The organism is Chimaeribacter californicus, assembly GCF_002858675.1.
Classification (GTDB): Bacteria; Pseudomonadota; Gammaproteobacteria; order Enterobacterales; family Enterobacteriaceae; genus Chimaeribacter; species Chimaeribacter californicus.
This window is the reverse complement of sequence record NZ_PJZF01000036.1, coordinates 1-7,021: the sequence shown is the minus strand read 5'-3', so window position 1 is coordinate 7,021 and position 7,021 is coordinate 1. Positions and strand designations below refer to the sequence as shown.

At 54.9% G+C, this 7,021-nt stretch carries 7 protein-coding genes; all 7 read right to left on the bottom strand.

Translation table 11 applies throughout. The annotated features are described in order from the left end of the window. Positions 1-47: 47 nt before the first annotated feature. A complete protein-coding gene (darA, locus tag CYR55_RS22315) occupies positions 48-2,012 on the bottom strand; it encodes an antirestriction phage head protein DarA (RefSeq protein ID WP_101818512.1) in 1,965 nt (654 codons plus the stop codon). Beyond that, the gene (locus CYR55_RS22310) at positions 2,002-2,637 is read right to left on the bottom strand and encodes a defense against restriction DarA-related protein (protein WP_101818511.1); all 636 of its coding nucleotides are present in this window, start codon (positions 2,635-2,637) and stop codon (positions 2,002-2,004) included. The genes darA and CYR55_RS22310 overlap by 11 nt, the downstream gene beginning before the upstream one ends. Then, positions 2,630-3,070 carry a lysis protein gene (locus CYR55_RS22305; RefSeq protein ID WP_101818510.1) on the bottom strand — a complete coding sequence of 147 codons (441 nt, stop codon included), beginning with the start codon at positions 3,068-3,070 and terminating at the stop codon, positions 2,630-2,632. Before CYR55_RS22305 ends, CYR55_RS22310 begins: the two co-directional genes overlap by 8 nt. Next, entirely contained in the window at positions 3,067-3,501 is a 435-nt protein-coding gene (locus tag CYR55_RS24065; protein ID WP_241522209.1) for a holin, read from the bottom strand. The genes CYR55_RS22305 and CYR55_RS24065 overlap by 4 nt, the downstream gene beginning before the upstream one ends. Positions 3,502-3,511: 10 nt before the next feature. Next, the gene (locus CYR55_RS22295) at positions 3,512-3,757 is read right to left on the bottom strand and encodes a hypothetical protein (protein ID WP_101818509.1); all 246 of its coding nucleotides are present in this window, start codon (positions 3,755-3,757) and stop codon (positions 3,512-3,514) included. A 74-nt stretch (positions 3,758-3,831) separates the two neighbouring features. Next, positions 3,832-4,266: a tail fiber assembly protein gene (locus CYR55_RS22290; protein ID WP_165699648.1), complete on the bottom strand. Its 435-nt coding sequence runs from the start codon at positions 4,264-4,266 to the stop codon at positions 3,832-3,834. A gap of 2 nt (positions 4,267-4,268) precedes the next feature. Further along, the coding region (locus tag CYR55_RS22285) for a beta strand repeat-containing protein (RefSeq protein WP_146001023.1) at positions 4,269-7,021 on the bottom strand (2,753 nt) is incomplete at its 5' end.

The window sequence follows — 7,021 nt, the reverse complement described above, 5'->3', positions numbered from 1 at the left end:
AGCACGGCCAACCGACCTGGCGCTACTATTTCCGCTACCTGCCGGCATCACAGGGCCGGTGCCGGCTCAGGCGGCGTACTGCCGCTTTCATCCAATTTCAGGAAGGCGTCTCCAAACATCAGGGCATTGTGTACCCGATCCACGTTTGCAGGTGTCTTGTAGGTTGAGAGATGAGAAGCCATCGCTGCCAGGTCGTCATCGGAATAATTTTGATGGTCAGCCCAGGCGTTGACCAAATCAGCTGCAATACCGATCAGAACACCGAGTTTCTGCGCACCGCTTACCGGCGTGGTGTCTTTGTCAGCTGGCGTATCGCCAGGCATTGGCGGGTAATCTTCACCATTGACCCATGCCGTTTTGAGCTGCTTCCAACGTGCCATAAAGAGAGCTTTATCAGCGCGGTCAACACCAAAAATCGCGCTGACCTCACCTTCGTTTTTCGGTTCCCCGGCTGTTTGGAGATTGTCGTATTCCTTCTCGAGATCTTTGGTCGCCCACTCAATGAAGTCCTCGGGACCCTCGATAGACATCATAATGCGGCCATCACGATCACCTCCTTCGCCCTTGGAGTCTTCGACCGCGCGCGCAACGAGTTTCCGCTTACCTGTGCCAGGTTGAGGAGCCGGGGCTGGAGCCGGTTCCGGTGGATTCTCGGCTTTCACCTTTTTGAACAGGTCAATCATCTGAAGCGTTGTCTTGTAACCGTAGTTCGTGCGCACCTTGGCGTAGCCGCCTGCATCTTTCATGCTCTGCGGTAGGTCATCTGCATGAGGGGCGTCATTTGCCAGGTAGTCCAAGTAAAACTCGTTTTCGTTGCCGGGGTAGCTTTTCATCAGGGGAATGAGGTCATTCAGCAGCGCCGTGATACTGGTTGCCGTCTGCCGAACCTGGAAATCCACCAGTTCGTATTGCGCCACATCATCAGCAGAGAGAAGGGTGGTATATGCCACAGCGCCATGACGGTAATCACTCGGGTCAAACCCTTTATCCAACACAATGCGGATGTCGGCCGCCTCATCAGGCGTCACAATAGCTTCAGGCTTCGGTTCTGCCGGAAGGCTGCCTGGTCCCGCGGCGCGCGCGCGCAGGCCATACCAATAGAGTTTGCTGTTGTCCTGGCCTGCCGGTGCCGGTGCTGGATCTGGCTGTGGCTTCGCGGCTTTCTCCTGCGCTGCGGCCAGCTCAGCCTGAAGTTCCTCATTCAGCTCTTCCTGTTGGTCGGCCTGGTACGTCAGCTGTTGCAGCTGCTGCGCCAGGTCTGTAGTGCCGGCTTTGAGCTGGTCACCCTGCTCTACCAGCGAGGCCTGCTGCCCTTCGAGCTTATCACCCTCCTCCTGGATATTACTCAGCTCCGCTTTGAGCGCCTTTTGCTTGGCCTGGGCGTGCTGAAACTTCGCGGTATTTCGCTCAATCAGGTTAGACAGGGCGGTCGTTACCTGTTTCAGAGAAATATCGCGGCCGTTGGATGGGGATACGGTATGTGTCACGTCTTTTTTGTTCAGCAGGAACTGGAAGGCCACCAGCGAATCTGTTGCCGCGATGGTGCTGGCATTGCCAGACGGGCTGTGAAATACCAGGGTGACGGTCTGGCCATCAGAGAGTGGGATCACCGCAGGCATGACCGCCAGGCCTTGAACCTTACGTACCCGGCCGATGTTCGCGCCGCCAATAGCCTGGCCGCCATCGTCGCTATCGCCGGCCGTGTCGTTACCCGCGGTGATCCCGGTGCCGCTCAGCCCCTGGTTCAGCGCCTTCACGAAAGCGCGCATGGTACCGGAAAGGCGCGCACGGGTTGAGGTCACGGCTTCAAACATGGCGCTTGCCTCTTCCAGGATCGGGGTGTCGTAAAAGTAGGTCGATTCGATGTCAGCCAGGCTGACCGACTCCACCATAAAATGGGCACCCTCGCCCTCATAGAGCGCGGCATAAACGGCATCAGAGACAGGGCGCAGCGCCACGTCCTGACGGTTTTGCAGTACCAGGGCATTACTCATGCGGATGTCACGAAGCATTTTTGTCCTCCAGAGCTTTGAGCTGCTGCTTCAGTTGTACGGTCAGCGCCTGGGCGGTGCTGAGGCGGGTTCGCTGCTTATCGATGTTTTGAGTGATTGAGGCATTCTGCGATTGCAGGCGGGTATTGGTGTCCGTCAGTCCCTGCACGCTGGTGCTCAGCGCATCGCGGCGTGATTTAGCCTCTTTCAGGCGCTGAACGTTGGATTTCACCGCAGCCTTGGTATTGGAGGTGTCGATCACCCGGGCGGCCTTTTTGGCCAGGCCATCAGTGAATTTCTGAGAGTTCTGTTTTACGGCACCGCTGATCGACGTGGCCACTTTGGCAATAGTGTCCGCCTGCTGGATAGGGATTGCCTTGCCGTTCAGCTTAAAGCCGATCAGGTCGCCAGAATCATTGACCCGGACGGTGACCTGCTGCTGATCCTGGAAGCGCAAAACAGCCTCTTTCACCCCAACGCCGTCTTTTTTTGCAGCGCGGTTGCTGGCGTCCACGTTCTCAACGGTCACGCCCTGCTTATTGAGCGCATCGATCAGAGGCTTAAGCCCCTTTTCATTGACCTGGGCAAAGTCCAATTGGGCATATTTCTGCCCATTGCTGGAATGCAGGCTGTGGGAGTTAGGCATGGTAGGTGTCTCGCTCAAGTTGGATATTCAGCCGTTTTTCAACGGTCATATCCAAGGGGAAGATGCGGTAAAGCGGGTTGTAGAGGGAGTCGCCGTGGACAATTTTCACATGCACAATCCAGATGCCATCCGTACTGATTTTGTCAGTGTCCACATCCAGGTATTCGCAGTTGGAACCCGCCCGCGAGTGCTCCAGTGTTCTGCGGCCGCCGGCGATAACCGTGGTCGGGAACTGCGCATCGCGTAGCGTGTACTCGATGGTCGCGCCCTTCAGGCGGTTGTATTTGATGTTGAAGAAAAACGGGATCCGCAGACACCCTTTTTCAACCTTGTGATCACCCACGCGGAGATCGGTGATTTTTGAGCGCTTCATTAAGAAGCGGTCAATGATCATCGAAGCCCCGGCAGTGGAAAGGAGAATTAAACCGATCATTTCCCACCCTTGCTAAAGAGCTGTGTTAATACTTTGCCAATAGCCTCACTATTGAGGCGCTTGGCGATGTGGATCACCTCGTTCCCGTTGTTGCTGGAAAGCAGTACGGAAAAGTAGATGATTGATTCGTCAAATTGCTGATGCCGCCCGATGTAGTACGCCATCAACCCTGCGGTAATAGCGATCGACACCTCGGTAAAGAAGTCCAGAAAACCTCCTTTAATCCGCTCTTCCCTGATCCCCATGAGGAACACGCCTACCCCACTGAGAAAAGACAGGCCTACGGTGATGGCAATCGGCACTAATTCGGTGGTATGCAGCACCGTTAACTCCTTTTTGCCTTTGTCGTAGTGGGCGATTTTATGGAATGTTGCATTTGCCGATTCCTGTCGCGCGTGCATAAAAAAACCCGCCGGAGCGGGTTTATGCATGTTGGGGTGGTCAGTCTGTTTCGGACTCTGCCGGGTAGCTGAATGAGCCATCAGCCGGGTTGTAAATCATGCCGCTTTCACACGTCACTCCGTCTGCGACAAGGATGAAATAATAACCCGGCATTTTGAAAGTGTTCAGCGTTTCGATAACCTGCATGACGACCTTGGAGCCATTTGGGATCATCGCGTAAAAGCCGAATTGAGCTTCTTCCTGCTCCTCGCTGTACGAAGTGGATTCAGCAATATCTTCGCTCATGTGTATTCCGTTTTAATAAGTATGACAGCCCGCCAATGGGTCTGCGGGCTGGATAATAGCGAAAGTTACATCTCCTAAGCCGCTGCCGGCGCCGTCGGCCAGGTGATGTCGGGCGCGGTTGAGGTATCCACTGCTTTCAGCAATTTGATATACGCCAACCAGGCCACCAGCTGCGCCTTTTCGTCATCGGTGATGGTGCCCAGCTGGAGTTCTGTCTGCCAGAGTGAAATTGCACTCATGGCCGAAGACAACAGGGCTGCCTGTTTACGCGATGCAGCTTGAATAGCCTCTTCCTGGCTGATGGGCTTGCTATCTGCAATGGAGGGGTAGCCGTCTTCTCCTGGGGAAATATATTTACCCTCGCCTTGGGCGCTCATTACCGTGTCATATTCTTCTTGGGTAAGCGAAACAAGATCGCCTGGCCATGACCCGCTAGCCTCATAAACAGCCTGTAATTCTGGTGTATAAAAACTACCCTTAGAAGGGCTGTAATACATTGCTTGTGTCATATTTAGTATCCAATCGCCATCCATGAATAGCCACGCAGATCTGCGGTGCTGTCGGAGAATTGTTGGGTTGAGCCGGTGAAACCACCTTGAGAGGTAGCGACAATCATTAAGTCACCATCTGCATGGGTAGAACCGTCAGAAGAAGCCCAGCGGCCTGGGGAAACAACACAGCAGACATTAGGGAACGTGATTGGGAAGTTAACATAAGCACCTCCTTCGCCAGGGTTTGACGACATGGAAACCACGCCCCACTGGATAATCATTCCTGTAGACCCACAGCGCCACCAGCCAGTAGTCCCTAGACCGGCAGTATTTCTTGCCCCGACATAGTTGCTTAACCAACCTCCCCATCTAGAGCCATAAACGTTGCCGTCACCCGCCAAAATCCCGGTGCCGCCACCGGCATAAACGTAATTGTTTGAATAGAGGTGGTTATTGGCAAGAATATTACCTGAAGTGGTAAGATTTCCTGTATTAGCAAAATCACCTTGTACCCCAAGGCCGTGGTTCATATCTACTTTACCGGTAGCCAAGTTAATGGTGAGTGGCCTTAAACTATTCCAATCACCCAAGGAATTACCGGCATCTGTCATTAGGACATAAAACGCGCTTTCATCAATACGTAGGAATGCCCCACGGTTTGTCGTCGATTCGCCATTTATCAGGCGGAAGCCATTAAAGGCTTTGGAGATAAACCCACCCCCGCTGGTAACAGCACCACTTGTTGAGAGAGTGCTACCAATCGTGGTGGCTGCGACAAGGACTGTCGAGCCACTGACAGTCAGTGAACCGCCAATACTTGCAGCGGAAGTCACTGCAAGCGCAGAGCTAACTTTCGTTGTCGCTGCCGTCAATTTCACCGTGTTGTCATATAACTGGACGCTGGCCGTAGTCAGGTAGCTGCTTAATACCACGACATCACTGCTATCTGTAGACTGCCCGAGGAACCAGTGCCGGGTGCCGTCGCCCTTTTGCGCCTGGATATAATAGGCCTTGTCTGTTGTAGCAGGCTTGAGATACAGCACGCCGTTATCAGCCTGCATCACTGTCCCGCCGGTTACTGCTAACCCACCGTTGATTGCAGCCTTACCCGTCAGATTGAGCGTGCTACTCATGCTCACAGCACCAGTGATAGAGAGCGTTCCTAGATCACCATCCATTGTCAACTGGGAAGTCACTGTACTGGCACTATTGCGTGCCTGAAGGACATTGCGCCCGCCACCTAACGTCGTGTAGTAAGTGCACAACAGCCCCAGGATCCGGCCGCCATCGAAGTTGGTGGTAGTAGAGCCGGTTTTTGCCTGGATGGCCATTACCTGGGTGTCTGATGTCGGTAACGTGCCATCAGGCAAATCAGTCCGAGCATAGGTGGTGTAAGGCAGCCCGCCACTGCGGATAACGCCCATGCGGTAATTGGCTACAACAGACTGGGTAAATGTGGCATCCGTGCCCGTCAGCGCGCCGGTTACGTTCAGCGTACTGCCCATCGTAGCCGCGCCGGTCAAAATGAGCGCCCCGGACGCGGTAATATCGCCGCCGGCACTGACCGCGCCACTTACGGTCAACGTGCTCGAAAGCGTGGTTGCGCCTGTTACCTTAAGCCAGTTGGATAGTGTCGTTGTGCCGGTCACTGCAAGCGCGCCTGCCGCCCCAATAGAACCAGTGGTATAGAAATACCCGGTACGCACGTTGAGATAGGCTGTGATACCTGCGGTGCCGGCGGCGCTGGTGTTGTAAAAGCCAACCCCGTACCAGGACTTGATCAGCATGTTAGTTGTGGTGGTCGAAGCGCCGTCAGCGCCGCCATAAATGCCCGTCGATTTGCCTGCATCCCCACCTGTGTAGCTGCCGCCCAGGTTAAGGCCGCCGCCAAATGCAGCTTCAGAAACCACGGTCAACGAGCTGGAAAGCGTGGTAGCACCGGTCACCTTGAGCGTATTACCCAGGACAGCAGCCCCGGTGACGGCCAGCGCACCTGAGCCAGTAATATCTCCGCTGGCTGTCAGGGCGCTGCTGATGGAAACCGAGCCAACCATTCCGATCGAGCCGCTTAACCCAAGGTTAATCGCGCTGCCACCGAGGGAATTACCCCACTGGACAACATCCGTGCTGTTAGACGCCTGGCCAAGATACCAGTGACTCGTCCCGTCATTTTTTTTGCCCCGGATGTAGTAGCCGCTGTCAACGGTAGCCGGCCTCATGATCAGTGACGTGGTATCGCCCATAATGGACAGGCCACCTGTCACATTTGCCCCCCCTGCCAACGTTGTCTGACCGGCAACAGTGAGCGATTTAGACGCGGTAATGTCTCCGCCGGCGCTCAATGCGCCTGTGACGTCCAGGGTGGATTTTGCCACCAGCGTACCCGCCACTGTCAGCGAGCTGCCCATAGTCACCGCCCCAGTGACAGTGGTTGTGCCGTTTACGGTCAGTTGCTTCGTAATCACCGAGGTGGCGATCTCACCTTCTACCTTGACGATGGCGTTTTTAACTGCCAGAGAGTTAGCGCCGACAGTTTCGCTGCTGCTGTCGATGGCCGAGCTTAACTGAATGCCCAGGGTTTGCATGATGCGACCAGACAGGTCGATCATACTGGTAGTAATCTGCGTTGCGCCGGCCGGGATTGTGACCTTGCATAGCTCCAGCTGGTTGCTGGCCAGCTTGGCAGTGCTGGCCAGCACCACGATTTCAGCGGCCTGCACAGTGGAAGCAGAATTTACCTGGGCTGTTTCTTTGCCAATGGCATAGGTCGCCT